Genomic DNA, 25,414 nt, shown 5'->3' with positions numbered 1-25,414 from the left:
GGGGCTCAGTCCTCGATGCCGCGCTGCGCGGGCACGCCGGCGTTGAACGCGTGCTTGACCTTGGTCATCTCGGTCACGGTGTCGGCCAGTTCGATGAGTTCGGGCGGGCAGCGCCGGCCCGTGATGACCACGTGCACATGGGCGGGACGGGCCTTGAGCGTGTCCACCACCGCCTCCAGCGGCAGCCAGCCGTAGATCAGCGGGTAGGTGAGTTCGTCGAGCACGACCATGAAGTTCTCGCCGCTCAGGATGGCCTCGCTGGCGCGCTGCCAGCCGTCGCGCGCGAGCTGGGCGGAGCGCTCCAGGTCCTGGCTCTTCCAGCTGAAGCCGTCCCCCAACCCCTCGATGGGCAGGCCGAGCTGCTCGAACATGCGGTGCTCGCCGAAGCGCGCGCTGGGCACCTTCATGAACTGGAAGATGCGCACGCCCTTGCCGTGCACGTGGGTGCGGCCGAAGGCGCGCAGCGCCAGGCCGAAGGCGGCCGTGCTCTTGCCCTTGCCGTCGCCGGTGTTCACGATGAGCAGGCCGCGGCGCTCGCCCTCGGGTTTGTCGTAGGGTTTGGCGCTGGGTGGGGTTTCGATCTGCATGCGAGGCTCCGTCGGGAAAGAAGTATCAGCGAGGCAGCGCCACCCACTGCTCGCCCAGCGGGTGGATGGCGATGCGGTGGTCGAACACCGCTTCCAGGGCGCGGTGCGTGGTGCCGTCGTCGCAGGCACCCTGGTGGCGCACGCGGCCACCGGCCACCACCACCATCTGGTCCGCGTGCAGGGCCAGGCCGATCTCGTGCAGCACGCTCACCACGGTCTTGCCCTGCGCCACCAGTTCGCGCACCAGTTGCAGCCAGTCGGCCTGGTGCGGCGGGTCCAGGTTGGCCAGGGGCTCGTCCATCAGCAGCACGTCGGCGTTCACCGCGAGCAGGCGCGCCAGCAGTACGCGCTGGCGCTCGCCGCCGGAGAGCGCGCCGAGCGCGCGCTCGCGCCAGTCCCAGGCCTGAGTGGCGCGCAGGGCCTGTTCCACCGCCACGCGGTCGGCGTCGGACGGCGGCGCGAGCCAGGGCTGGTGCGGCAGGCGGCCCAGCATGGCCACGTCCCACACGCTCAGGTCGTCGGCGCCGCTCTCGCCCTGGCCCAGCCAGGCCAGGGCGCGGGCGCGTTCGCGACCGCGCCAGGCGCTGAAGGGCCGGCCCAGCAGTTCGGCCTGGCCGCTGTGCGGCAGCAGGCCGGCCAGGGCCTTGAGCAGGGTGGACTTGCCCGCGCCGTTGGGGCCGACCACGCTGGTCCAGCGCCCGGCGGGCAGGTTCAGGTCGACGCCATGCAGCACCTCGACGCCGCCGAGCGAGACGCCGATGCCTTTGGCTTGCAGTGCGGGGCTCACTTGAGGCTCCCGGGTGCGCCGCGCCGGTGCATCAGCCACAGCAGGTAGCTGCCGCCCAGCACCGCCGTGAGCACACCCACCGGCAATTCCTGCGGCGCGATCACCCAGCGCGCCAGCACGTCGGCCGCCATCAGCAGCAGCCCACCCATGAAAGCCGCCAGCACCACCAGGCGCCCGTGCGTGGTCTTGACGATGGAGCGCACCAGGTGCGGCGAGGCCAGGCCGACGAAGGCGATCAGTCCGGTCTGCGCCACGGCGGCGCCGGTGGCCAGGGCCAGCACGCCCACCAGCACCGCGCGCACGGCAGCCAGCGGCAGCCCCAGGCTGCGCGCGGTGGATTCGCCCAGGGCCAGGCCGTCGAGCACCCGGCCCAGCGCCGCGGCCACCAGCACGGCGATCAGCAGCATGGCCGCCATCACGCCGCAGGCGGCCCAGCCCACGAAGCCGGTGCTGCCCAGCATGAAGCCCTGCATGGCCTGAAGGGTGTCGGGCTCGGCGATGGTGATGAGGTCGCGCGCGGCGCCCAGCACCACGCCCACGATGACACCGGCCAGCAGCAGGCGCAGCGTCTGCTGCACGCCCTTGGCCAGCGTCAGGGTGAGCGCCACGCCCAGCACCGCGCCCAGGAAGGCCGCGCCCGTGAGGCCCAGGCGCACCACCCACTGCGTGGCCAGCGTCGACGCGCCGAACAGCATCAGCGCGCCGGCCACGCCCAGCGCCGCGCCCGAGGCGCTGCCCAGCAGGTACGGATCGGCCAGCGGGTTGCGGAACAGGCCCTGCGCCACCGCGCCGGCCAGGCCCAGCAGCGCGCCCGCCAGCCAGGCGCCCAGGGTGCGCGGCAGGCGGATGTCCCACAGGATCTGCCAGGCCACGGGGTCGTGGCGGGCGTTGAGCACGCTGTCGAAGCCTGTGCTGCCCACGCCCGCGCCGAGCAGCAGCACGAGCAGTGCGCCCAGCAGCAGCGCGGCGCCGAGCCACAGGCTGTGGGCCCGGCCGTTCATGTCAATCCCTTGTCCTGAATGCAGCGCGCCATCAAGCGCGCGGCCTCCGCCATGCGCGGCCCGGGGCGCACCAGCACGTCGGACTCGTCGGCGGTGAACACGCAAACGCGCCGCTCGCGCAAGGCGCGCATGCCCTGCCAGCCGGGGCGCTGCTCCAGGCCGGCGACGTTGCGCTTGCCGATCATGATCAGGTCGGGATTGGCGCGCACCACGTACTCGGGGTTGATGCGCGGGAAGGGGCCGAGCTCGGGCGTGACGATGTTCTTCACCCCCAGGCGGTCCATGAGTTCGCCGATGAAGGACTGCGGCCCCGCCGCGTAGCCGCCGTTGCTCACCTCGTAGTACACGCGCAGGCCGCGCGCCGCGGGCGGCAGCGACTGCGCGGCGGCCGACACGCCCGCGTCGATGGCGCGCCAGATGCGCTGCGCGTCGGGCACCTCCAGCACCTGGCCCAGCACGCCCATCACGCGCTGGGCGTCGCGGCTGGTGCGCGGCTCCAGCGCCAGCACCTTCAGGCCGAAGGACTCCAGCCGCTGCACGCCGCGCGAGGACGTGGCGGCCAGCACCACGTCGGGCCGCAGCGCCACGATGGCCTCGATGTTGGGGTCGACCCCGCCGCCGGTCTGCGGCAAGGCGCGCACGGAGGCGGGGAAATTGGAGTAGCGGTCCACGCCGACCAGGCGGTGGCACTGCCCCAGCTCGCACACGGTTTCGGTGAGCGATGGCAGCAGCGAGACGATGCGCTGCGGCGAGCGCGGCAGGCTCACGGCGACGCCGCGGTCGTCGGTGACGCGGATCTCGGCGGCCTGGGCGGCGCCGAGCCATGCAAGACAGAGGACGAACAGGAAAGACAGGCTCGGGCGCGTCATCGCGGCGCTTTCAGGGTGAGCGGCAGGCCGGCCGCCATGAAGGTGACGCGCTCGCAGGCGCGCGCCACGGCCTGATTCAGGCCGCCGAGCGCGTCGACGAAGGCGCGGGTCTCGCGGCCCATGGGGATGACGCCGAGACCGATCTCGTTGCCCACCAGCACCACGGGACCGCGCGCGGTCTCGATGGCGTTCAGCAATTGCTGCGTGGGCGCCTGTGCATCGGCGGGCCCGCCCTGCGCCGGCATCAGCAGGTTGGTGAGCCAGAGCGTGAGGCAGTCCACCACCACCAGGGTGTCGGGCGCCGTGAGGTCCCCCAGCGTTTCGGCCAGGGCCAGCGGGGCCTCCACGGTGGCCATGCCGGGCACGCGCTCGGCGCGGTCCTGCTGGTGCCGGGCGATGCGCGCGCGCATGTCTTCGTCCCAGGGCTGGGCGGTGGCAACCAGCACCGCGCGGTGCGTGCCGTCGGCGTCGAGCCACTGGCGCGCGAGCGCTTCCGCGCGGCGCGACTTGCCGCTGCGCTGGCCGCCGAGGATGAACTCGCTGCGGGCGATGGCTTCAGCCATGGCGAGCGCTCCAGTCCAGCACGAGGCGGTGCAGTTGCTCCACGCCATCGGTGAGCGCGGCCGGGCCGGGCTGCAGGATGTCGGCGGACTTGATCTCGTGCAGTTCGCCGTCGCGCACGGCCGGCACATGCTGCCAGCCGTCGCGCGCGGCCACGCGCTCGGGCCGGAACTTCTTGCCGCACCAGGAGCCGACCACGATGTCGGGAGCGCGCTCGACGATGCGCAGAGGCTCGCCGATGATGCGGTCCTTGCCCAGCGGCATGGCGGCCAGTTCGGGGAAGCAGTCGTCCCCGCCCGCGATGCCGACCAGCTCGGACACCCAGCGTATGCCGCTGATGCAGGGATCGTCCCATTCCTCGAAGTACACGCGCGGGCGGCGCGGCAGCGCGCGGCCCGCCTCGGCGATCTCGCGCAGGCGCGCCTGGGTGCGCGCGATCCAGGCCTGGCCCTGCTCGGCCTCGCCCACCATCGCGGCCACCTGAAAAAGCATGTCCAGGATCTGCGCCACGCTGCGCTGGTTGAAGACGGTGACCTGCACACCCGCGCGGATCAGCGCCGACGCGATGTCGGCCTGCAGGTCGGAGAAGCCGAACACGCAGTCCGGCTCCAACGCGAGGATCTTGTCGATCTTCGCGCTCAGGAAGGCGCTGACCTTGGGCTTCTCCTCGCGCGCGCGGCGCGGGCGCACCGTGTAGCCCGAGATGCCCACGATGCGCGACTCCTGCCCCAGCAGGTAGAGCCACTCGGTGGTCTCCTCGGTGAGGCAGACGATGCGCTGCGGGCCCGTGGGCGCGCGGGAGAAGTCACTGGCCATCGGGCGAATTTACTTCGGCGCCCAGCGCAGGGTGACGAAGACGCCACGGCCCGGCTGGTTGTAGCCGCGCACGGTCTGGTAGTCCTCGTCGGTGATGTTGCGCAACTGGGTCTGCACGGTCCAGTTCTTCGACACCGCGTAGTCGGCGTGCAGGTCCAGCGTGGTGTAGGCGTCCAGCTTGAAGCTGTTGTTGGCGTCGTCGAAGCGGTCGCCCACGTGCAGCAGGGTGCCGCCGAACTTCCAGGCGCCCACGCCGACGTCGGCGCCCAGCGTGGCCTGCGTCTTGCTGCGGCGCGGCAGCAGCCGGCCCGTCACCTCGTTGCGCGGGTCGATGCTTTCCAGCGAGGCGCGCAGTGCCCAGGCGCCCACGCTGCCGTCGTAGCCCAGCGTCCAGCCTTCGATGCGCGCGCGCGGCACGTTGGCCGGCAGCGGGCCCGAGGGGATGAAGCCGCGGATCTTGTTGTCGAAGTAGACCGCCTTCACCGTGTGGCCGCCCAGCGACCAGCTCAGGCCGACGTCGGTGTTGCGACCCTCTTCCGGCTGCAGCGTGGGCGTGCCGAAGCCGGGGAAGTAGAGCTGGTTGAACGAGGGCGCCACAAAGCTGGTGCCGTGCGACACGTGCGCGCGCAGCGAGGGCGTGAGGCGGTAGCCGTAGCCCACGAAGCCGGTGCTGCTGTCACCGAACTGCGAGTTGCGGTCGTTGCGCAGGTTGAGCTGCCAGCTGTGCGAACCCGCTTCGCCATTGAGGCCCAGGAAGGCGGAGTTGATGCTGCGCTCGGTCACGTCGTAGCGCGTGGCGCTGTCGACCTTCTGCTCCAGGCGTTCCACGCCGGCCAGCACCACGCCGATCGGCGTGTCGATGTCGTTCTGCCAGAGCACCTGGTTCTGTTTCGTGCCGAAGTGGCTGGGCAAGAAGGACGCGACGATGGACCTGGCGTAGTCCTCGCTTTGCGACACCTGGAATTGCGTCCTCCAGCCCGGCAGCACCTTGCCGCTGAGGCCGGCGCGCAGCACCTGCGAGCGGAAGTCGTCGTGCGTGTCGCGGCCCGGGCCGTCGTCGTAGTGGTTGGTGCCCTCGGAATACAACACGCCGGCGTCGAGCTTCCAGTCGCGCGTGAGTTCGATGCCGACCGAGCCGTTGAGCGAGCGCTGGCGGAACGGGTCGCGGTCGGGGTTGTGGTTGCCGAACTGCACCGTGGGGTTGGTGGCGGAAAAGCCGCCGTCGTTGAGGGTGGAGGCGTCGATCGCGTACGTGACGCCACCGCTGCCACCGCTCAGGCCCGCGCCCACCTGCGAGAAGCTGTCGCTGCCGAGCGTGACGAAGGCGCTGGGGTGGAAGCCCTCGCGGCCCTTGCGCGTGAAGATCTGCACCACGCCGCCGACGCCGTCGCTGCCGTACAGCGAGGAGCCCGGGCCCTTGAGCACTTCGATGCGCTCGATCGCGTCCAGTGGCAGGCCGCTCCACACCGGCGTGCCCGCCGTGGCCGAGCCGTAGCGCACGCCATCGATCAGCAGGATGGTGTGGCGCGACTCGGCGCCGCGGATGAAGATGTTGCCGCTCTTGCCGCGGCCGCCGTTGGTGGCCATCTGCACGCCGGCGGCGCGCACCAGCACCTCGGTCAGGGTCTGGCCGGCCATCTTCTCGATGTCGGCGCGTTCGATGACGGTGACGTCGCTCACCAGGCTGTCCACCCGCGTGGGCGTGCGGTTGGCGGTGACGACGGTTTCGGAGAGCGCGGGGGCGGTGCCCTGCGCAAGCGCCGGAAAAGCGGCGGACAGGGACAGCGTCAGGGCGGCCAGGCGCCAGGACGGAACACGGGATTTCATGGTTGTGGAAACAGAAGGGCTGCCCTCACCGCCTTCCCCGACGGTGCCTGGGCGTCACGGTGGCGCGCCTTGCGACGCACCACCACCGTGCTGGCCGGTATCCGGGCTGACAGACCAACCCCCCTCGCCTTCCCAGCCAGTGCACAAGGCGCCGGCCAGTGGCGGTGTGAGGGGGGCAGAGCATCCGGCGGCTTGGAGCCGCCGGCCATCTCGTCTGCTTACCGTTGCGGGGGCAGCGCAGGTTAGGTTCGCCGCCGCTGGCAGCGCGCCCTCCTGCTTCCCGTTTAACCGCGGCGCGTGAACCACGCCGCGAGCACCAACGCCGGCGATTCTAAGCAAAGCCTTTGGTGACGCCTACAATGCCCCACGCCCTTCGCCACGCAAAGACCATGGCCGTGCCCTCGCCCATCGACCAGATCACCGACAAGGTGGAGCGGCTGCTGCTGCGCCACGAAGAGCTGCAGCGCACCAACGCCCTGCTCGTCGAGCAGGTGCACGCGCTTCAGGCCGAACGCGATTCGCTGAAATCGCGGCTCATGGCGGCGCGCGCGCGCATCGACGCGCTGCTCGAACGGCTGCCCGGCGCAGGTGCCGACGAACGCAAGGAGCGCACATGAACCGGCCCGGCTACAAGCAGATCGAAGTGCAGATCATGGGGCAGAGCTACCTGCTGTCCTGCCCCGACGGCGGCGAGGCCGCGCTGCTCGACGCCGTGGAGCGCGTGGACACCGCCATGTGCCGCATCCGCGACGCGGGCAAGGTCAAGGCGCGCGACCGCATCGCCGTGCTGGCCTCGCTGAACCTGGCGTTCGAGCTGTCGCAACTGGAGCGCAAGGAAGCCGAGCGCGAGGCCGAGGCCCAGCAGTTCCAGGCCTCTTCCTTCGCGCAGGCGGAAGGCAGCGCCTTCGCCGAAGCCGGCGGCAGTTTCGACCAGGACCCGATCGATCCGCAGACGCTCTCGCGCGTCGAAGACCTCATGCGCCGGCTCGACCAGACGCTGGACAAGGACGGTCGGCTGCTCTGATGAAATCCGCGTGACCGCGCGCCGCCCATCAGCACGCGCACACGCACCGACCGATGGTCCGCAGGGGTTTTGCACTGCTCCTAAAATTGCGTCCGTCTGCAGTGTGTGCCGGGTTCTCATGTCCTTGAACCAATGCTCATTGAGCCCGGGCTTGGTACATTGCGCGGCTGGTGCGAGCGTCTCGCGTCAGACGAACCCGAAGCCGCGTTGCCCTCGCCCACCTGAACCCCGGTTCAGGCTAACGGCCCGGCACTCACTTGCAGACACCTTTCATGCCACTTGAACCCCTGTTGATCGCCGAGCTCGCACTGCTCGGCGTGGGGACCGGATTCCTCGCGGGCCTTCTGGGCATCGGCGGCGGAATGCTGATGGTCCCGTTCATCACCCTCATCCTCAACGGCCGCGGCGTCGCGCCCGACCTGGCCGTCAAGATGGCCATCGCCACCTCGATGGCGACCATCATCTTCACCAGCATCTCGAGCGTGCGCGCGCACCACAAGCGCGGCGCGGTGCGCTGGGACATCGTCAAGCGCCTGGCGCCGGGCATCGTGCTGGGCGCCGTGGTGGCGAGCATGGGCGTGTTCGCGCTGCTCAAGGGCTCGTGGCTGGCGCTGTTCTTCGCGCTGTTCGTGGGCTTCTCTGCCACGCAGATGCTGCTGGACCGCAAACCCAAGCCAACGCGCACCATGCCGGGCACGGCCGGCCAACTCGGCGCGGGCGGCGTCATCGGCTTTCTGTCGGGCCTCGTGGGCGCGGGCGGCGGCTTCGTGTCGGTGCCCTTCATGACCTGGTGCAACGTGCCGATCCACAACGCGGTGGCCACCAGCGCGGCGCTGGGCTTTCCCATCGCACTGGCCAACGCGGCGGGCTACGTGGTGTCGGGCCAGGGCGTGGCCAACCTGCCGGCCAACTCGGTGGGCTACATCTATGTGCCGGCGCTGGTGGTCATCGCCTGCGCAAGCGTGCTGATGGCACCCCTCGGCGTTCGCGCGGCGCATGCGTTGCCCATCGCCTCGCTCAAGCGGGTGTTCGCGGGCATCCTCTATCTGCTGGCGGCGTACATGCTCTGGAAGGGGCTCATGGGCTGAGGCTTCCTCGGTTCTCCGGGTTTTCTCCGACTACCCCGGTCATCGGCGCTCGGGTGTCCGGCTCCGCGACTGTCCCCCGGAGCGGATCGCTGACGCGCTCCACTCCTCCGCCTTTATGTCGCTACGCCGGACACCCGATCACCGACGACCTCGTTGGCACTCGGTCCGTTGGTGCGCCACCGTGTCTGTGGCTCGCAGACGCTGGGTGCCTTGTGTAGCGAAATAAAGGAGGAGCCAAGGGCGCAGCCCTTGGCGGGGGACATTCGCGGAACAAGGCACCCAGTGGCTGCGAGCTTCGCGAGGAGTAGGCAAGCAAGCGCCACAACCGCCAGCCACCCAGCTCAAAGCCGAACGGAGCTGACCACCACCCCGTCCTCGTCCGCGTAGAGCCAGTCCCCCGGACGAACCCACACCCCCTGCACGCGCACCGCGACATCGCGCTGGCCTTCGCCGCGCCGCTCGGTCGGCAAAGGCATCGGTGCCAGCGCACAGATGCCCACATCGCATGCGGCCAGTTCGGCCACGTCGCGCACGCAGCCGTCGATCACCACCCCCGCCCAGCCATTGCGCGCCGCCGCCGCGCCCAGGTTGCCGCCCAGCAGCGCGCGGCGCAGCGAGCCGCCGCCGTCCACCACCAGAACGCGCCCCTCGCCGGCGCTCTCCACCGCCGCCTTCACCAGCGAGTTGTCCTCGAAGCACTTCACCGTGCTCACCAGCCCATGGAACGCGCGGCGCGCGCCGAAGTGCCGCCACACCGGCGGCAGCACGCGAAACGCGCCGCTGTCGTCGGCCTTGTGGGCGTCGCAAAGATCGCAGGTGGCGGGGGAAGCAGGGTTCATGGCAGGCTCCTCATGGGTGGTTTCGGCACGCGCGCATTGTCGAAGACAAGCACCGGCCCCACGCGCCTGCGCGCTCGCTCTGGAGCGCTCGCTGGCGCACACACCCCCGTGGAGTGTTGTTTTCCGCGCCAAAAAGCGCCGTTTACCGCGGGCCACCCCTTGCAAAAGCGCGTCTTCCTCCTTGGAAGCCGCGTGCAACTCCATTAGCATCATGACGCTTGTGAGAGAGCGCGTTCTCCACCAGCGATACATCAACTTCTAGAAGGAAATCAACCATGGCAACTGCGAAGAAAGCCGCCGCGAAGAAGGCTCCGGCGAAGAAGGCCGCTCCGGCCAAGAAGGCCCCGGCGAAGAAAGCCGCCCCGGCCAAGAAAGCCGCTCCGGCGAAGAAGGCCGCTCCGGCCAAGAAAGCCCCGGCGAAGAAAGCCGCTGCTCCGGCCAAGAAGGTCGCCGCGAAGAAGGCCCCCGCGAAAAAGGCCCCCGCCAAGAAGCGAACCCCCAACGCCGCCTTCATGAAGGCCCTGACCCCCAGCGCCGCGCTGGCCGCCATCGTCGGCAGCAACCCGCTGCCGCGCACCGAGGTGACCAAGAAGGTGTGGGACTACATCAAGAAGAACAAGCTGCAGGACTCGGTCAACAAGCGCATGATCAACGCCGACGCCAAGCTGAAGGAAATCTTCAAGAAGGCCCAGGCCTCCATGTTCGAGATGACCAAGCTCGTCAACGATCACCTCAAGTGATCCCCCAACCGCCCTTGAAACGGCGGTGAACCCGACAAAGCCGACGCCCCGTCGGCTTTGTCGTTTCTGAGCGTTCATCGGCGATTGGCCTCATCGCGCGATATCGATTGTGCGAAACTGAATCGTTTGGTCACATTTGCCCGCATGGTCCCCTCTCCCGCGCCCTTCTCTTCCGAGCCTGCTGTGCCGCCCATTGGCCAGGCCGTGGAGTTGCCGCCGGTGCAGCACAAGACCGTGCTCGTGATCGATCTCGTCGAGTCCGTGCGCCTGATGGCGCACAACGAAGAGCAGGTGGTGCGCCTGTGGCGCGGCTTCGTGCACCACGCCACCACCGAGGTCTTCCCCCCGCACGGCGGGCGCCTGGTCAAGAGCCTGGGCGATGGCCTGCTCGCCGAATTCGAGCACCCGGCCCAGGCCGTGCGCGCCGCGCTGGCGCTGCACCGCCACTTCGACGCGGCCAACCAGAACCTGCCGGCGGCGCAGCAACTGCACCTGCGGGCCGGGCTCAACGCCACCCAGCTCTACGTCGACGACAACGACATCTACGGCCAGGGCGTGAACCTGGCCGCCCGCGTGGCCGACCTGGCCACGCCGGGCGAAACCGTGGTCACCGCCAGCGTGTACGACGCCATCGTGGTCGGCATCGACGCCGAGGTGCAGGACCGCGGCGAGAGTTACCTGAAGCACTGGCCCGAGCCGGTGCGCACCTGGACGGTGACACCCGTCTCCGCACAAGGCGCGGTGCCGCGCATGCCCGCGCCCGAGGCCGCCACCAGCGATTTCCGCCCCAGCATCGCCGTGGTGCCTTTCGAGACGCGCAGCCACTCGCAGGAGCAGTACGTCATCGGCGAGCTGCTGGCCGACGGCGTGATCACCCAGCTCTCGCGCAGTCCCGACCTGCGCGTGATCTCGCGCCTGTCCACCAGCGCCTTCCGGGGCCGGCAGGCCACGGCGGCCGAGGTGGGCCAGCGGCTGGAGGCGGCGTACACGCTGAGCGGCAGCTACGTGAGCTATGGCGACAAGGTCGTCATCAACGCCGAGCTGTGCGACAACCGCCGCGGCGAGGTGGTGTGGGCCGAGCGCCTGGCCGGCGAGGTGATGGACCTGCTGCAAAGCGACAGCCAGTTGATTCACCAGTTGAGCGAGGCCTGCGCCGAGGCCCTGCTGCAGCACATGGTGCAGCGCACGCTGGTGCTGCCGGTACCGCAGCTCGACAGCAACGCGCTGATGCTGGGCGGCATCACGCTGATGCACCGCTCCACGCCGCGCGACCTGCAGCGCAGCCAGCAACTGCTGGAGGCCGTGGTGGACCGGCACAAACGCGTGGCCACGCCCTGGGCCTGGCTGGCGAAGTGGCACATCATGCAGGTGGTGCAGGGCCTGGCGCCCGAGCCGGCGCAGACCTTCCGCGCGGCCATCGCGGTGGCGGATCGCGCGCTGGACCTGGAGCCCCACAGCTCGCTGGCGATGGCGATCAAGGGGCATGCGCTGTGCCATCTGGGCGCCGATATCGACGCTGCGCGGCAATTGCTGTTCGAGTCGACACTCAACAACCCCAACGACCCGATGGCCTGGCTATACCGCAGCGTCTGGTCCACCATGTGGGGCACCGCTCAGGACTCCGTGGTCGAGGCAGAAACGGCACTGCACCTTTCCCCACTCGATCCGCAAAAGTACTACTTCGAAATGATGCTGGCGAACTGCTACCTCTCGATGGGTCAACACGAGCAGGCAGCAGAACAGTGCCGCGTTTCCTTGCAGAAGAACTGCTACCACTTGCCAACGCTTCGCGCATACGTCATTGCCCAATACGAAATCGGTGACGTCGAAGGGGCCCGCAAGACACTGGACACCATTCTCAAACTCCAACCCGACCTGACGCTTGATCGTTATCTGGCATCAGGTCGGGAGAGTCGTCTGCGCCAGCATGGCGCAAGGGTGCTCAAGGCCTTGGGCCTGCCCATTCACTGATTCGAATCAATCATTTATTCAAGGAGGACAGCATGAGTGGTGGTTACAGCGGCGGCTATAGCGGTGGATACAGTGGCGGCTATAGCGGTGGATACAGTGGCGGTTACAGCGGGGGCTATGGCGCACCTGCTGGCGCAGTGCCCTACCTCGCGTCTGCAGACGCCTTGACCCTCTCCCGCGCCGCCATCGTCGGCCCCTACGACGGCCCGACGCTGAAGGTGAAATGGCCCGCCTTCAACGACCCGACCAACCTCAAGCGCTGGGCCGACGGCCCGCGCGTACAGGCCATCGGCTCCGAGCTCATGGAAGGCCTGAGCTTCGGCACCAACGCGCGCCAGTACCGCGCCGAACTGCAGTACACGCGCCAGGGCGCGCCGCACACCCTCGTCACCCTCAAGGGTCCCGACGAGGCCCTGCTCAAGAAGCAGCTCTCGCTCGTCGCCGCCTACGCCGACCTGCGCACCGACCGCTCGCTCGAGATCGTCGAGCAGATGGGCTACCCCATCGCCTTCTGGAGCTCGGTCGTGGGCCTCACCGCGCACCGCCACGGCAAGACGCTGCAACTGCTGGAGGTGGCCTTCAACCTCGCGGCCAGTGTCACCCAGCGCTTCAAGTTCATCTTCTCCACCACGCGCCCGGTGGAGTTCTCGCCGCAGATTCAGCCCATGATCCCGACCCCGGGACACGGCGCCTGGCCCAGTGGCCACTCCACCGAAGCCTTCCTGGCCGCCACGCTGCTGCAGGCCCTGCTGGACGCCGGCTCGCCCACCACCGCGCGCCACCCCGGCAACGGCGTGGCCAGCCGCGAGCAGTTGCAGCGCCTGGCCGCGCGCATCGCCATCAACCGCACCGTGGCCGGCGTGCACTATCCGGTGGACAGCGCCGCGGGCCGCCTGCTGGGCACCGCGCTGGCCGAGTTCATCGTGGCGCGCGCCACGGGTGGCAAGGTGCACGCGCGCGGCTTCAACTCGGCCCTGTTCCAGGAGCCCGATGGCGCGCCCAAGGACTTCAGCCTGAACGACCCCATGGACCACGCCAGCGGCTACCCCTACACCCGCGACCCGCGCGCCCGCGCCGTGGGCGAGGCCCCGCTGCTGAACTGGCTGTGGGAAGAAGCCGTGAAGGAATGGCCATGAGCAGCGGCGCACGACCGCTCGAAGGCGCTCGCGCCACAGCGCGCTGCGCGGAGGCTTTCCAATGAGCTGGAGCCCGCTGCCAAGGGGTGAATTCACGGGCATCGACTGGTCCGCGCCCGGGGCCATCAACGGCATGGACCCGTACCTGGCGTGGGCCGAGGCCGACGGTTTCATGGGGTACCAGGTGCACGGCCGTGAGCGCGAAAAACTCAAGTGGCTCCCCCTGGTCATCGGCCTGCGCGAGGGCGTGGACGTGCGCCAGCTCGTGGACGCCACGTCGGCCGACTGGCTGCGCATTCCACAGGCCTACCTGCTGGTGCCCGGCCTGCGCCACTGCAGCGCGCGCGTCTCGCGCGAGTTCTTCCGGCAATGGCGCACCCGGCCCGCGCTGCGGGGCCTCATCGAGCGCTTCGAGCTGGGCTTGCCCGTCGAGCAATTGCCGCTGGGCCTGAGCGAGTTCTGCACGCCGCAGTGCCAGCCACGGCCGCCGCGCCAGCGCGTGCGCGGACCGGTGCTGGGCGTCATCGACGGCGGCCTGGCCGTCGCCAACTCAGCCTTCCTCGACAGCAAGGGCCGCACGCGCGTGCGGCACTTCTGGCGGCAGGACAACTTCTACGGCGGCCGCTGGCCCGGCACGCCCGGCCACCGCCGCGTGCCGCTGGACCCGCGCCGCGCCGGCCCTCGGCCGGACGACATGGGCTACGGCCACGAACTGAGCCGCGAGGACATCGACCGCGTGCGGGCCGAGTTCACGCGCCGAGGCCAGGTGGACGAGGAAGCGCTGTACCAGTACGTGCAGCTCTGGGACCTGTCGCACCCGGTCAACCACGGCACCCACGTCACGGGCCTGGCCACCGCGCCCGGCGGCCCGCTCGACCCGGGCCTGGACGACGCCGCCAGCCGCAGCGCCATCGTGGCCGTGCAGCTCGACTGGGCCAACGTGCTCGACACCTCCGGCGGCGCGATGAACGTGAGCGTGCTCGACGGCCTGGTGTACATCGTCTCGCGCTGCGCGGACGACGCCGACATCGTGGTCAACGTGAGCTGGGGCACCCTGGCCGGGCCGCACGACGGCAGTTCGCTGCTGGAAGCGGCCATGGACGAGCTGGTGGACAAGCTCGGCGGGCGCCTGCGCATCACCCTGCCCGCCGGCAACGGCTACCAGGGCCGCACGCACGCCAACGCCACGCTCGCACCGGGCGAGTCGCTGCCGCTGCACTGGCGCATCCAGCCCGACGACCACACGCAGAGCTTCCTGGAGATCTGGCTGCCCGATGGCGCCGAGGGCGTGAGCCTGAGCGTCGCACCGCCGGACCGTCCGGAGCAGGCGGTGACGCTGACACAGGGCCAGTCGGGCATGTGGACGGACGCGCAGGGCCAGCCGCTGTGGACCCTGATCTACCCCACGCGAAGCGCACTGGGGGAGCGCGGCACCTGCGCGCTGCTGGCGCTGGAATGCACGGGGAGCCATGAGCACGACCACCCGCTGGCCCCCTGCGGCGTGTGGACGGTGACGCTGCGCAACCGGGGCCGCAGCGCCGTGGTGTTCGACGCCTACGTGGAGCGCGACGACATCGCCCTCGGGCTGCACACGGGCGGGCGGCAGTCGTATCTGGAGGACCGGTTCTACGACACCCAGGGCAACCTGAACGGCTGGGTGGACCAGCCTGGCAACCCCACCGCCATCCGCCGCAGCGGCGTGTTCAACAGCCTGTCCACCGGGCGGCGCACAGTCAGCGCGGGTGGCACGCGCGTGGCCGACAACGGGCCGCAGAACCTCTCGCGCTTCGCGCGCTACTCGCCGCAGCGGCCCGACCCGGGCCCGGCGCGCGCGCAGCGGCCCGACGTGAAGCTGGTGCCGGAAACCCTGGCCGCGTGCGACGACAACCCCGCGCTGTGGGGGGTGCGCAGCACGGGCAGCCTGAGCGGCAGTTCGGTTCGCTTGGCGGGCACGAGCTCGTCGGCGCCGAAGGAAGCGCGGCGCTTGCTCAACGGCCTGAGCTGAACACGGACGGAACCTGCCGGTGGCTCACCACCGCGCCGGCAGGTTCTTCAGCAACCAGATCCGCCGCTCGCGCACGGCGATGTAGCCGCCGTTCTCCAGGTCCTTCAACAGCCGGCTCACCATCTCGCGCGAGCACGCCAGGTGCTGCGCGATCTGCTGGTGCGTCAGGCGCTCGCGAAGCGGACGCGCGCCGTCTTCGTCCTGCGGCTCCAGCGCCCAGCTGTTGAGCAGCTTCACCAGCCGGCCATAGACGTCGATCAGCGCCACGCTGCGCGCACTCTCGGTGGCCAGGCGCGCGCGGCGGATCAGGCGCGCCATGAGTTCGAAGGCGAATTCGGGGTGCTCGGCGATGTAGGCCAGCAGGCGCTCGCGCGTGATGACCGAGCAGGTGCTGGCCTCGGCCGCCTCCACGTTGGCCGAGCGCGGGCCGCCGTCGAGCGACATCTCGCCCACGTACTCGAGCGGGCCGTACAGGCCCAGGGTGAGTTCACGGCCGGAGGCGTCGGCCACGTAGGCGCGCAGGCGGCCTTGCAGCACGATGTACAGGGTGTCGCCGGTTTCGCCTTCCTGAATGAGCAAGGCGCCGCGGCGATAGCGGCGTTGGATCCCTTGCGCGGCCAGTGCTTCGATGTGCTGCGTGTTCTGCGAGGGGAAAGTCGAAGCGCTGGCTAAGGGCATCCGGTGGTGGCTACGGGTGGGAGTAGGCCACCGGATTGTGCGCGACCGGCGTGATGATGCGCAAGGCAGGCACCACGGGCGGCAGGCTGTTCACCCGCTGCAGCAGGCGGCGCACGCTGCTGGCGCCGGCCTTCTCGCGCAAGGTCTTGACCTGGCTGCGCACGGTGGAGATGGCCACGCCGTTCTCGGCGGCGATCTCCTGCACGTCCAGGCCGCGGCACAGGGCGAGCATCACCACCTCCTCGGTGGGGCTCAGGCTCAGGGCGCGGGCGAACATGCGCACGGCCAGGTTGTCGCTGGCGCTCTGGCGCGACAGCAGCACCAGCACGGTGGGCGTGTCGTCTTCCAGCGGGTGCGACAGCGGCGTGAAGGCCATGGACAGGTCGCGCTCGCCTTCGCGCATGAGCAGCAGGCGGCGCTGGCCGCGGCTGGCGGCGTCCAGCGCCTGCTGGATGCGCTCGCTGTGCTCGGCGCTGCTGCCCATGAGGTTGCCACTGCAGGCGCGCAGCACGCGCCGCTGCGCCAGTTCGTGGCGCGCCAGGTGGTTGGCGTGCAGGATGCGCCCTTGCGGGTCGAGCAGCAGCATGCCGTAGTCCACCTCGTCGAACACCCGCAGCAGGTGGGCCTGGCTCAAGGCCCTGGCCTCGCCCGTCGAAAACTGCGTGCTGCTCCCCCAAACCGTGTCAGTTGCCTGTCGCATATGAATACCTCCGTATGACGGAAAGTTTTTCACTGACAGGCGCTGGATACTGTGCCGTGTTGGGGTCTAAACCTGTGATGTATTCACATTCCGCCCCGCGGCCGGGGCGGGCTCGGCGCCGGATTCAGCGCTTGAGGGCGGCTTCGCGAATGGCCGTGAGCGTGCCCCGGGTGGTGATCACCTCGGGCGAGAGCGGCACCACGATGACCGTGCCGCCCGGGTGCGCCAACGCGCGCTGCAGGGCGGGCTCGAAGTCGGCGGTGCGCTCGACGCGCTCGCTGGCGTAGCCGTAGGCGCGCGCCAGGGCCGCGAAGTCGGGGTTGTTGAGGTTGGAGCCGCTCACCCGCGCGGGGTATTCGCGCTCCTGGTGCATGCGGATGGTGCCGTAGGTGCCGTTGTCCAGCAGCAGCACGATGCTGCGCGCGCCGTGCTGAACGGCGGTGGCCAGCTCCTGCCCGTTCATGAGGAAGTCGCCGTCGCCCGCGATGGTGAAGGCGGTGCGCCCGGTGAGGATGGACGCGGCGATGCCGGCCGGCACGCCATAGCCCATGGCGCCGTTGGTGGGCGCCAGTTGCGTCTTGTGGCCGCGCGCCAGGCCGGGGTAGCGGTAGAAGCGGTGCAGCCAGCTCGCGAAGTTGCCCGCGCCGTTGGTGAGCACGGCGTCGGCCGGCAGCAGCCGCTGCAGGGTGTGCACGAGGGCCGGCATGTCGATGGGCCCGGGCAGTTGCACGCCGCCGTTGGCCGGGTGAATGTTGGCGAGGTAGTCGGCGTGGCAGGCGTCCGTCCAGTCGGCCCAGGGCAGGCTGGGCGGCGGGCTCAGCACCTCCAGGCTGCGCGCGGCGGCGTTCATGCTGGCCTGGATGGCGAGCGCGGGCTGGTAGACGCGGTGCAACTCCTCGGCGCTGGCGTGGATGTGAACCAGCTTCTGCTTCGGCACGGGCGCTTCGATGAGCGTGTAGCCGCCCGTGGTGCTTTCGCCCAGGCGCGGGCCCAGGGCGATGAGCAGGTCGCTCTCTCGCACCCGCCGCGCCAGCGCGGGGTTGATGCCCAGGCCCACGTCGCCCGCGTACTGCGCGTGGTGGTTGTCGAAGCAGTCCTGGAAGCGGAAGGCGTTGGCCACGGGCAGGCGCCAGGCCTCGGCGAAGCGCTGCAAGGCAGCGGCGCTCTGTGGCGTCCAGCCACCGCCGCCGGCGATGACGAAGGGCCGCTCGGCCGCCAGCAGCAGGCTGCGCAGCTCGCGCAGCGCGCCCGGGTCGCTCCAGGCCTGCACGGGCTCCACGCGCGGCAAGGGCGCGGTGTCCACCTCGTGCGTGAGCATGTCCTCGGGCAGCACCAGCACCACCGGGCCCGGGCGCCCGTTCATGGCGGTGGCGAAGGCGCGCGCCACGTACTCGGGGATGCGGCGGGCGTCGTCGATGCGCTCGACGCGCTTGGCCATGCCCTTGGTGGACGGGCCGAAGAAGGCGGCGAAGTCGACTTCCTGGAAGGCCTCGCGGTCGCGCGCGTCGCTGGCCACGTCGCCCACGAAGAGCACCATCGGCGTGCTGTCCTGGAAGGCCGTGTGCACGCCGATCGAGGCGTTGGTGGCGCCCGGACCGCGCGTGACGAAGCAGACGCCCGGGCGGCCGGTGAGCTTGCCCTGGGCCTCGGCCATGAAGGCGGCGCCGCCTTCCTGCCGGTTGGTGACGAAGCGGATGCGGTCCGCGTGCGCGTGAAAGCCGTCGAGCACGGCGAGGAAGCTCTCGCCCGGCACACCGAAGGCGTGCGTGACGCCCTGTTCGATCAGGCACTCGACGAGGAGGTGGCCAGCGAGTTTCATCGGTGCACTCATCGGGTCGCCTCCACGCGCTTGCCCACGCCGAGCGCGGCGTAGGCCGACAGGGCCAGCACGACGGCGCCGCCGGCCAGCGTGGCCGCGTACCAGCCGTGGTCCATCAGCACACCGAACACCAGCGGCGAAAGCGCGAAGCCCACGTCCAGGCCCGAGTAGACCGTGCCGTAGACCCGGCCCGTGGCGCCCTTGGGGGTGGCGCGCTTGATGAGCAGATCGCGGCTGGGCCCGGCCACGCCAAGCGCAAAGCCCGTGGCGGCGAGCACGACCATGGTGCCGGCCTCACCGAACCAGCCGGTGGCGCACAGCAGCATCAGCAGCGCGCCCAGGCCCATGCCCCAGGCCAGCACGGTGTCGCTGCTGATCCGGCGCCGCTGGCCGTAGACCGCCACGAAGCCGCCCACGAACATGCCGACGGCCGAACACAGCATGTAGGCGCTGACGGTGAAGGTGGCGGCCTCCATCGAGGTGCCGTAGACCGCCTGCAGGATGGACGGCACGAAGCTCTGCACCACGGCCAAGGTCATGGTGGACAGCAGGAAGAAGGCGAAGCACCACCAGACCACGGGCAGCTTGAGGAAGTCCAGGTCCCGCGCCTTGGCCGCGCCGGGCGCCGCGGGCGCGCGCACCACCACCTGGGTCAGCAGCTTGTCGCGCTGCCACCAGAGCAGCGCCAGCACACCCAGGTAGAGCAGCGCCGCCGAGTAGTAGGCGGTGCGCCAGTCGCTCATGCTGGTGATGCCGACCAGGAACACCGGCGCCAGCGCCCAGCCCAGGCTGCCGGTGACGCCGTGCACGCTGAAGGCGTGACCCAGGCGCTCATTCGAGACGCGCTGGTTGAGGATGGTGAAGTCGCAGGGATGGAACGGCGCGTTGCCGATGCCCGCGAGCACGGCCACCGCCATCAGCCCCCAGTAGCCCGTGGCCTGAGAAGCCACCAGCGAGGCGGCGAGGAAACAGCTGATGGCCGCGAACAGCACCGGGCGCGCGCCCACGCGGTCGACCAGAAAGCCCGACAACGCCTGGCCAATGCCCGAGATGACGAAGAACACCGTCATCAGCAGGCCCACGTCGGCAAAGCCCAGGCCGAAGTCCCGGATGAACACCGGAAACAGCGGCGCCAGCAGCATGTGGGAGAAGTGGGACGTGCCGTGCGCCAGGCCGACCAGACCGATGACGGCGGCGTCTTGCTTGAGCGGGGCAGGATGGGCAGGGGGCAGCGTGCCCAGGGCGGCGGCGGCGGAAGTCATGGGCCGAGATGGTACCCAGCCCGCGCCACGCGGGTGCGCGAACGGTTACTGCACGCTCACGGGTTCCAGCACCGGGGGCGCACCCGACGCCAGCACCGATTCCAGCGCCGTCTGCACCACCGGCCGGGCCTCGACCGGGCGCAGCCAGCGGTTGCGGATGAGCCGCACGCACACGCGCTTGGTCATGGAGTGGGCGCGCCCGCCCCGGCTGGTGAACATGAACAGGGTGCCGCGCGTGCTGGCCCAGATGAGCTGGGCGCGCAGCCACTCGCCATGCGAATACAGGTCGACCCAGGTGCCTTCGCGCAGCGACATCAGCAGTTGCTCGGCGTCCAGCGCCTCGCCCTCCCCGCCCAGGGGCATGCTGTCGGAGTCGACCTCGCCATGCAGGCCGCCGAGGTCGGAGGCCAGGGTGTCCTCGAAGCCCGCCTCGGCCAGTTCCTTCTGGCCCAGCCAGGGCTGCGCGGCCGCCTTGGGCAGGCGCTGCTCGGGGGTGGCCGGCGCGAACTCGTCGAAAACGGTCGGGTCGACGATCTGCTCCAGCGGGATCGGATCGGAATGGCCCGAGTCGCTGCGCACCTTGGCGCGGCGCAGGCCCAGCACCGGCTCGTGCAGGCGCATCAGGGCGTCGAAGAAGGGCTTGGTTTCGTCGCGGGTCTTGCCCAGGGCGTCCAGGCCCTGGTGCAGGGTCTTGATGAGGCCGGGGATGATGCGGAACAGGTCGGCCGGGCGGCGCAGGGTCACTTCCTTGCGGATGCTCCAGAGCAGGTCGGTGACGGCCTTGCGGTAGGCGTTGAGGTCGTTCTGGCTGTCGGGCAGGCCCATTTCGGCCTGCGCCAGCACCAGCGCCCAACTGCCGTAGATGAAGTCGAGGATGAAGCCCGGCGCGTTCTCCACGTCGGCGCGCTGGCTCAGGTCCCAGGCGATGCGGTCGGCCAGTGCCTGGCGTTCCTCGGCGTGGCGCAGGGCGTGCAGGCGGTCCTTCTGCTGCTGTTGCTCGCGCTCGTCCTGCGACCGCCAGTGGCCGCGCAGCTTGTCCAGCGCCTCGCCGAAGGCCTTGGGCTCCTTGCTGGCGCGTTCGTTGAGCTGACGGAACGCGTCGCGCACCGGGCCGAAGAAGGACTCGAACTCTTCGCTGAACTCGTCGTTGTAGCGGAAGCTGCGCTGCGCCACGCTTTCGACGAGGCGGCGCGCCGGGTGGGCGTCTTCGTTGAAATAACGCGGCTGCGTGAGCGCCTGGTTGAGCAGCGCGGGCTCCAGCGCCACCACGGCCTCGCGCACCGGCGCCAGCAGCAGCGGGTCGCGGGCGACCTGGTTGACCAGCTTGCGCACCACGTCCAGGCCCACGGCCTGGCCCACGGAACGGGCCTGGCGCTTGAGGTCGAGCAGCTCGCGCGAGCGCCGCACGGCGCTGGCGAAGTCGCCCCAGTCCTGCTGGTTGAGCTGCGAGCCGATGCTGACGCCGCGCGCGGGCCGGTCCACCACCGGCAGGTCGCGAAAGCGCGTGCGCTCCTCTTCCAGCACGACGTCGTCGAGCACGGGGAGCGCGGCCTCGGCCTTCACCGCCGCCATCTCGCGGTCGAGCTGGCGGTAGTACTGCTCGTCCAGCGACTGCTCGAACTCCTCGCCGCCGTGCTGCAGGAACTGCTGCATCACGTCGTGGTCGATGGTGGGGTGGGCGCGGGCCAGGTCGCCCATGGCCGGCATGAGGCCATAGGCCGGCTGGGCCGGTGCCGGGGCGTGGCCTTCCGTGGCCACGCCACCGGGGGTGAACTCGAAGTCGAGCAGGTCGCGCTTGGGCGGCGTGGGGCGCGTGGCCTGCGGGTCGGCCACCAGGCGCACGCGGTAGCTGGCCTCCTGCACGTTGGCCCGCTGCAGCATCAGCGCCAGGTTTTCGTACAGGCCGCGCAGTTCGCGGCCCAGCACCGGGGCCAGGTGGCGCATCCACAGGGTGCGCACCTCGGCGTCGTTCTCGCTGGCGGCCAGCAGCTCGCGCAGCACCCGCACGTACACCGAGGGGCGCAGCGGGTTCTTCTCGGCATGCACGGTGTCCAGACCGATGAGCGAACTCATGCGCGCGTCCAGCACGGCCAGGGCCTGCTCCACCTCGGGCAGCAGGTTCTGCAGCAGCTTGGCGGATTCGATGGATTCGGCGACCGCGTTGTCGTCCACCAGGGCCAGCAGCTCGGTGTTGGACAGCAGCGCCAGGCTGGAGGTGTTGCCCTCGTTGTAGCCGGTGCGCAACGCGGCCTTCAGGCGCTGCGCGAAGCTGGGACCCCAGGCGTTGCGGTGCTTGAGCAGCGCGAACCAGGACCGCGCCGCGCGGTCCCGCGCGGCCACCTCGCGCATCTCCTTCTCCTCGTTCTGCAGGGAGGAGACGCCCACGTCGATGCAGCGGCCCAGCATGGGGGCCGCGTGGCGGATGGCTTCCTCGAAGCACTGCTCCAACAAGGGAGAGGGAACGGTCATGGGGGCGAGGGACCTGCAATCGTCACGTGATGCAGGTCACGGTTATAGCGTCGTCAGATGTGATCGATGTGGTGATCGGCCGTTTTCCGGACAGGGGTACCCCTTGGGGTTCCAATCGGTCGCCGATGGGGCGCGGACGGCGGGAAGCCGGGTTGGCCCGGTTCTTGAATTTGTCTGACGGCCAGGCGTGCTTTCATCGCGAGGTCACGCCGTTGGTGCATCCTCGCCGTGACATGGAAGGCAAGCTGTACACGAAAACGCCGCGCGCCTGGGAGGCGCTGGCCCGCCCCGACGGGCTGGACCGCCGGGCGCACACCCTGCTGCTGATGGCCAATGGCCGGCGCAGCCTGCGCGAACTCTCGCGCCTGCTGGGCGAGGACGTGCGCGACCTGGCCCGCCGGCTGGCCGCGCAGGGCTACCTGCAAGACGTCCAGGTGCCGGTACTGGCCGAGACCGACGACGAGGCGGCCTGAGCGCCGCCGGCCGTCGTCCCAGGGCACCCGGCCCGGGCCTCAGTCCATCGCCACCGGTTCGCCGAACTCGAACACGCCCGGGTTGCGCACCGGGTCCACGCCCACCGGAATCACCGACTTGGGCGGGTAGCGCCCCTCCAGCAGCAGCCGGGAGAGCGGGTTCTCGATGCGCTGCTGGATGGCGCGCTTGAGCGGGCGGGCGCCGAACACCGGGTCGAAGCCAACCTTGGCGAGTTCGGCGAGCGCCGCGGGCGCAACGTCCAGGCGCAGGTCCATCTTCTGCAGGCGCGCCTGCAGCGCCTTGAGCTGGATGGCGGCGATGGCCTCGATGTTCTTCGCGTCCAGCGCGTGGAACACCACGGTCTCGTCGATGCGGTTGAGGAACTCGGGCCGGAAGTAGCCCTTGAGCTCGCCCCACACCGCCTCCTTCACCTCGTCGTAGGGCTGGCCCACCATGGACTGGATCATGTGCGAGCCGATGTTGCTCGTCATCACGATCACGGTGTTCTTGAAGTCCACGGTGCGGCCCTGGCCGTCGGTGAGGCGGCCGTCGTCCAGCACCTGCAGCAGCACGTTGAAGACGTCGGGGTGGGCTTTCTCCACTTCATCGAGCAGCAGCACCGAGTAAGGTTTGCGGCGCACCGCTTCGGTGAGGTAGCCGCCCTCCTCGTAGCCCACGTAGCCGGGCGGCGCGCCGATCAGGCGCGCGACCGAGTGCTTCTCCATGAACTCGCTCATGTCGATGCGCACCATGTGCTCTTCGTTGTCGAACAGGAACTCGGCCAGCGCCTTGCACAGCTCGGTCTTGCCCACGCCGGTGGGGCCCAGGAACAGGAAGGAGCCGATGGGGCGGTTCGGGTCGGACAGGCCCGCGCGGGAGCGGCGGATGGCGTTGGCGACCGCGCTGATGGCCTCGTCCTGGCCCACCACGCGCTGGTGCAACCTGTCTTCCATCTGCAGCAGCTTGTCGCGCTCGCCCTGCATGAGCTTGCTCACCGGGATGCCGGTGGCGCGCGCCACCACCTCGGCGATCTCTTCGGCGCCGACCTGGGTGCGCAGCAGTTGCGGGCGGCCCGCGTCCTTCTTGCCGGTCTCGGCGGCCTGGGCGTCCTTCAGGCGCTTCTCCAGCTCGGGCAACTTGCCGTACTGCAGCTCGGCCACCTTGTTGAAGTCGCCCTTGCGGGTGAACTCCTCGATCTGGTGGCGCAGCTTGTCGATCTCTTCCTTCACCTGGGCCGAGCCCTGGGCCTGCGCCTTCTCGGCCTTCCAGATCTCCTCCAGGTCGGCCAGTTCGCGCTTGAGCCGGTCGATCTCGACGTCGATGAGGCCCAGGCGCTTCTGCGAGGCCTCGTCGGTTTCCTTCTTGATGGCCTCGCGCTCGATCTGCAGCTGGATGAGACGGCGGTCCAGCCGGTCCATGGCCTCGGGCTTGGAGTCGATCTCGATCCTGATCTTGGCCGCGGCCTCGTCGATCAGGTCGATGGCCTTGTCGGGCAGGAAGCGGTCGGTGATGTAGCGGTGGCTGAGCTTCGCCGCGGCCACGATGGCCGGGTCGGTGATCTCCACCCCGTGGTGCACCTCGTACTTTTCCTGCAGGCCGCGCAGGATGGCGATGGTGTCCTCCACCGTGGGCTCGTCCACCAGGATCTTCTGGAAGCGGCGTTCCAGCGCGGCGTCCTTCTCGATGTACTTGCGATACTCGTCGAGTGTGGTGGCGCCCACGCAGTGCAGCTCGCCGCGCGCCAGCGCGGGCTTGAGCATGTTGCCCGCATCCATGGCGCCCTCGGCCTTGCCGGCGCCCACCATGGTGTGCAGCTCGTCGATGAAGACGATGATCTGGCCCTCGTCCTTGGCCAGTTCGTGCAGCACGCTCTTGAGGCGCTCCTCGAACTCGCCGCGGTACTTGGCGCCGGCCAGCAGCGCGGCCATGTCCAGGCTCAGCACGCGCTTGCCCTTCAGGCTGTCGGGCACCTCGCCCGCCACGATGCGCTGGGCCAGCCCCTCGACGATGGCGGTCTTGCCGACGCCGGGTTCGCCGATGAGCACGGGGTTGTTCTTGGTGCGCCGCTGCAGCACCTGGATGGCGCGGCGGATCTCGTCGTCGCGGCCGATCACCGGGTCGAGCTTGCCGGCGCGGGCGCGCTCGGTCAGGTCCATGGTGTATTTCTTGAGCGCCTCACGCTGGCCTTCGGCCTCGGGGCTGTCCACCTGCTGGCCACCGCGCACGGCGGCGATGGCCGATTCCAGGCTCTTGCGCGAGAGCCCGCTCTCGTTGGCGATGCGGCCCAGCTCGCCCTTGGCGTCGGCCACGGCCAGCAGAAAGAGCTCGCTGGCGACGAAGGCGTCACCGCGCTTGATGGATTCCTTCTCGGTGGCCTGCAAGAGCTTGGCCAGCTCCTGGCCGACCTGGACCTGCTCCTGCCCTTGCACCTGGGGCAGGCGCTTGACGGCCGCTTCGGCCGCCTGGGTCAGGCCGGGCACGTTGACGCCGGCGCGCTGCAGGATGGACACCGGCCCGTCGGTCTGGCGCAGCATGGCCAGCAACAGGTGCACGGGCTCGATGTAGGCGTGGTCATTGCCCAGGGCGAGCGATTGGGCGTCGCCCAGGGCTTCCTGGAATTTGGTGGTGAGTTTGTCGAGACGCATGAGAGGGGCGCTCCGGAAAAAGTGGATTGCCAAGCACATGGCGGCGATGGGGTCATTTTCAAGCCGGCAGGACATCGACAGCGCCCCAGGGCACCGGAACCGGCTCCGCCGGGCTG

22 protein-coding genes and 1 riboswitch are annotated in these 25,414 nt (G+C 70.0%); of the genes, 8 read left to right on the top strand and 14 right to left on the bottom strand.

What is annotated here, in order from left to right:
* Window positions 1-5: 5 nt before the first annotated feature.
* The 7 genes from cobO to GTO19_RS13755 are packed head-to-tail and all read right to left on the bottom strand — an operon-like array spanning window position 6 to window position 6,448.
* On the bottom strand, window positions 6-587 hold the full coding sequence (cobO, locus tag GTO19_RS13785; RefSeq protein ID WP_291021818.1) for a cob(I)yrinic acid a,c-diamide adenosyltransferase: 582 nt from the start codon (window positions 585-587) through the stop codon (window positions 6-8).
* Window positions 588-612: 25 nt separating this feature from the next.
* Window positions 613-1,374, bottom strand: a complete 762-nt coding sequence (locus GTO19_RS13780) for an ABC transporter ATP-binding protein (RefSeq protein ID WP_291021816.1) — start codon at window positions 1,372-1,374, stop codon at window positions 613-615.
* The gene (locus GTO19_RS13775; protein WP_291021815.1) at window positions 1,371-2,375 is read right to left on the bottom strand and encodes an iron ABC transporter permease; all 1,005 of its coding nucleotides are present in this window, start codon (window positions 2,373-2,375) and stop codon (window positions 1,371-1,373) included. The genes GTO19_RS13780 and GTO19_RS13775 overlap by 4 nt, the downstream gene beginning before the upstream one ends.
* Window positions 2,372-3,244, bottom strand: a complete 873-nt coding sequence (locus GTO19_RS13770; protein ID WP_291021812.1) for an ABC transporter substrate-binding protein — start codon at window positions 3,242-3,244, stop codon at window positions 2,372-2,374. Before GTO19_RS13770 ends, GTO19_RS13775 begins: the two co-directional genes overlap by 4 nt.
* Window positions 3,241-3,807 carry a bifunctional adenosylcobinamide kinase/adenosylcobinamide-phosphate guanylyltransferase gene (gene cobU, locus GTO19_RS13765; RefSeq protein WP_291021810.1) on the bottom strand — a complete coding sequence of 189 codons (567 nt, stop codon included), beginning with the start codon at window positions 3,805-3,807 and terminating at the stop codon, window positions 3,241-3,243. The genes GTO19_RS13770 and cobU overlap by 4 nt, the downstream gene beginning before the upstream one ends.
* A complete protein-coding gene (locus tag GTO19_RS13760) occupies window positions 3,800-4,621 on the bottom strand; it encodes an ABC transporter substrate-binding protein (protein WP_291021809.1) in 822 nt (273 codons plus the stop codon). The genes cobU and GTO19_RS13760 overlap by 8 nt, the downstream gene beginning before the upstream one ends.
* A gap of 9 nt (window positions 4,622-4,630) precedes the next feature.
* The gene (locus GTO19_RS13755; protein ID WP_291021807.1) at window positions 4,631-6,448 is read right to left on the bottom strand and encodes a TonB-dependent receptor; all 1,818 of its coding nucleotides are present in this window, start codon (window positions 6,446-6,448) and stop codon (window positions 4,631-4,633) included.
* A 74-nt stretch (window positions 6,449-6,522) separates the two neighbouring features.
* A riboswitch (cobalamin riboswitch) is annotated at window positions 6,523-6,784 on the bottom strand.
* Between the two features lie 53 nt (window positions 6,785-6,837).
* On the opposite strand from GTO19_RS13755, the gene GTO19_RS13750 reads away from it, so the two are divergent.
* The 3 genes from GTO19_RS13750 to GTO19_RS13740 all read left to right on the top strand — a co-directional run bounded on the left by GTO19_RS13750 (window position 6,838) and on the right by GTO19_RS13740 (window position 8,560).
* Entirely contained in the window at window positions 6,838-7,065 is a 228-nt protein-coding gene (locus tag GTO19_RS13750; RefSeq protein ID WP_291021839.1) for a DUF904 domain-containing protein, read from the top strand.
* Window positions 7,062-7,472 carry a cell division protein ZapA gene (locus tag GTO19_RS13745; RefSeq protein WP_291021805.1) on the top strand — a complete coding sequence of 137 codons (411 nt, stop codon included), beginning with the start codon at window positions 7,062-7,064 and terminating at the stop codon, window positions 7,470-7,472. The genes GTO19_RS13750 and GTO19_RS13745 overlap by 4 nt, the downstream gene beginning before the upstream one ends.
* Window positions 7,473-7,744: 272 nt before the next feature.
* Window positions 7,745-8,560 carry a sulfite exporter TauE/SafE family protein gene (locus tag GTO19_RS13740; RefSeq protein WP_291021803.1) on the top strand — a complete coding sequence of 272 codons (816 nt, stop codon included), beginning with the start codon at window positions 7,745-7,747 and terminating at the stop codon, window positions 8,558-8,560.
* 341 nt (window positions 8,561-8,901) lie between these two features.
* Here GTO19_RS13740 and rraA read toward each other — a convergent pair whose 3' ends face one another.
* A complete protein-coding gene (gene rraA / locus GTO19_RS13735) occupies window positions 8,902-9,399 on the bottom strand; it encodes a ribonuclease E activity regulator RraA (protein WP_291021801.1) in 498 nt (165 codons plus the stop codon).
* Between the two features lie 275 nt (window positions 9,400-9,674).
* Here rraA and GTO19_RS13730 point away from each other — a divergent pair, with 275 nt between their 5' ends.
* From GTO19_RS13730 to GTO19_RS13715, 4 genes are all read left to right on the top strand, one after another.
* On the top strand, window positions 9,675-10,139 hold the full coding sequence (locus GTO19_RS13730) for an SWIB/MDM2 domain-containing protein (protein ID WP_291021799.1): 465 nt from the start codon (window positions 9,675-9,677) through the stop codon (window positions 10,137-10,139).
* Window positions 10,140-10,322: 183 nt separating this feature from the next.
* Window positions 10,323-12,110: an adenylate/guanylate cyclase domain-containing protein gene (locus GTO19_RS13725; RefSeq protein WP_291021797.1), complete on the top strand. Its 1,788-nt coding sequence runs from the start codon at window positions 10,323-10,325 to the stop codon at window positions 12,108-12,110.
* Window positions 12,111-12,274: 164 nt separating this feature from the next.
* Window positions 12,275-13,246: a phosphatase PAP2 family protein gene (locus GTO19_RS13720; RefSeq protein WP_291021795.1), complete on the top strand. Its 972-nt coding sequence runs from the start codon at window positions 12,275-12,277 to the stop codon at window positions 13,244-13,246.
* A 61-nt stretch (window positions 13,247-13,307) separates the two neighbouring features.
* Window positions 13,308-15,251: a S8 family serine peptidase gene (locus GTO19_RS13715; RefSeq protein WP_291021794.1), complete on the top strand. Its 1,944-nt coding sequence runs from the start codon at window positions 13,308-13,310 to the stop codon at window positions 15,249-15,251.
* 24 nt (window positions 15,252-15,275) lie between these two features.
* Here the strand turns inward: GTO19_RS13715 and GTO19_RS13710 are convergent, their stop codons facing one another.
* The 5 genes from GTO19_RS13710 to GTO19_RS13690 form a co-directional block, all read right to left on the bottom strand.
* A complete protein-coding gene (locus tag GTO19_RS13710; RefSeq protein ID WP_291021792.1) occupies window positions 15,276-15,929 on the bottom strand; it encodes a Crp/Fnr family transcriptional regulator in 654 nt (217 codons plus the stop codon).
* Window positions 15,930-15,939: 10 nt separating this feature from the next.
* Window positions 15,940-16,563, bottom strand: a complete 624-nt coding sequence (locus GTO19_RS13705) for a LuxR C-terminal-related transcriptional regulator (protein WP_035622028.1) — start codon at window positions 16,561-16,563, stop codon at window positions 15,940-15,942.
* A gap of 190 nt (window positions 16,564-16,753) precedes the next feature.
* Entirely contained in the window at window positions 16,754-18,460 is a 1,707-nt protein-coding gene (locus GTO19_RS13700; protein ID WP_291025868.1) for a thiamine pyrophosphate-binding protein, read from the bottom strand.
* Window positions 18,457-19,710, bottom strand: a complete 1,254-nt coding sequence (locus tag GTO19_RS13695) for an MFS transporter (RefSeq protein ID WP_291021787.1) — start codon at window positions 19,708-19,710, stop codon at window positions 18,457-18,459. The genes GTO19_RS13700 and GTO19_RS13695 overlap by 4 nt, the downstream gene beginning before the upstream one ends.
* A gap of 45 nt (window positions 19,711-19,755) precedes the next feature.
* Entirely contained in the window at window positions 19,756-22,179 is a 2,424-nt protein-coding gene (locus GTO19_RS13690) for a DUF1631 family protein (RefSeq protein ID WP_291021785.1), read from the bottom strand.
* Between the two features lie 233 nt (window positions 22,180-22,412).
* Between GTO19_RS13690 and GTO19_RS13685 the strand changes: the two genes are divergently transcribed.
* Window positions 22,413-22,652: a hypothetical protein gene (locus GTO19_RS13685; protein WP_291021784.1), complete on the top strand. Its 240-nt coding sequence runs from the start codon at window positions 22,413-22,415 to the stop codon at window positions 22,650-22,652.
* Between the two features lie 39 nt (window positions 22,653-22,691).
* Here the strand turns inward: GTO19_RS13685 and clpB are convergent, their stop codons facing one another.
* Window positions 22,692-25,298 (bottom strand): ATP-dependent chaperone ClpB, encoded by a 2,607-nt coding sequence (gene clpB, locus GTO19_RS13680; RefSeq protein ID WP_291021782.1) that lies wholly within the window; start codon window positions 25,296-25,298, stop codon window positions 22,692-22,694.
* Window positions 25,299-25,414: the final 116 nt, after the last annotated feature.

Origin of the sequence: Hydrogenophaga sp. (assembly GCF_011772445.1) — a bacterium.
GTDB lineage: Bacteria > Pseudomonadota > Gammaproteobacteria > Burkholderiales > Burkholderiaceae_C > Hydrogenophaga.
Note: the sequence above shows the minus strand (reverse complement) of the source record. Positions and strands in the feature narration are given on the sequence as shown.

Coding starts and splice junctions, on each gene's coding strand:
- GTO19_RS13740 (WP_291021803.1), top strand. CDS start 7,745: ATGCCACTTGAACCCCTGTTGATCGCCGAGCTCGCACTGCTCGGCGTG.
- cobO (WP_291021818.1), bottom strand. CDS start 587: ATGCAGATCGAAACCCCACCCAGCGCCAAACCCTACGACAAACCCGAG.
- GTO19_RS13745 (WP_291021805.1), top strand. CDS start 7,062: ATGAACCGGCCCGGCTACAAGCAGATCGAAGTGCAGATCATGGGGCAG.
- GTO19_RS13700 (WP_291025868.1), bottom strand. CDS start 18,460: ATGAGTGCACCGATGAAACTCGCTGGCCACCTCCTCGTCGAGTGCCTG.
- GTO19_RS13685 (WP_291021784.1), top strand. CDS start 22,413: ATGGAAGGCAAGCTGTACACGAAAACGCCGCGCGCCTGGGAGGCGCTG.
- GTO19_RS13760 (WP_291021809.1), bottom strand. CDS start 4,621: ATGGCCAGTGACTTCTCCCGCGCGCCCACGGGCCCGCAGCGCATCGTC.
- GTO19_RS13710 (WP_291021792.1), bottom strand. CDS start 15,929: ATGCCCTTAGCCAGCGCTTCGACTTTCCCCTCGCAGAACACGCAGCAC.
- GTO19_RS13695 (WP_291021787.1), bottom strand. CDS start 19,710: ATGACTTCCGCCGCCGCCGCCCTGGGCACGCTGCCCCCTGCCCATCCT.
- GTO19_RS13750 (WP_291021839.1), top strand. CDS start 6,838: ATGGCCGTGCCCTCGCCCATCGACCAGATCACCGACAAGGTGGAGCGG.
- cobU (WP_291021810.1), bottom strand. CDS start 3,807: ATGGCTGAAGCCATCGCCCGCAGCGAGTTCATCCTCGGCGGCCAGCGC.
- clpB (WP_291021782.1), bottom strand. CDS start 25,298: ATGCGTCTCGACAAACTCACCACCAAATTCCAGGAAGCCCTGGGCGAC.
- GTO19_RS13690 (WP_291021785.1), bottom strand. CDS start 22,179: ATGACCGTTCCCTCTCCCTTGTTGGAGCAGTGCTTCGAGGAAGCCATC.
- GTO19_RS13775 (WP_291021815.1), bottom strand. CDS start 2,375: ATGAACGGCCGGGCCCACAGCCTGTGGCTCGGCGCCGCGCTGCTGCTG.
- GTO19_RS13730 (WP_291021799.1), top strand. CDS start 9,675: ATGGCAACTGCGAAGAAAGCCGCCGCGAAGAAGGCTCCGGCGAAGAAG.
- GTO19_RS13715 (WP_291021794.1), top strand. CDS start 13,308: ATGAGCTGGAGCCCGCTGCCAAGGGGTGAATTCACGGGCATCGACTGG.
- GTO19_RS13755 (WP_291021807.1), bottom strand. CDS start 6,448: ATGAAATCCCGTGTTCCGTCCTGGCGCCTGGCCGCCCTGACGCTGTCC.
- GTO19_RS13770 (WP_291021812.1), bottom strand. CDS start 3,244: ATGACGCGCCCGAGCCTGTCTTTCCTGTTCGTCCTCTGTCTTGCATGG.
- rraA (WP_291021801.1), bottom strand. CDS start 9,399: ATGAACCCTGCTTCCCCCGCCACCTGCGATCTTTGCGACGCCCACAAG.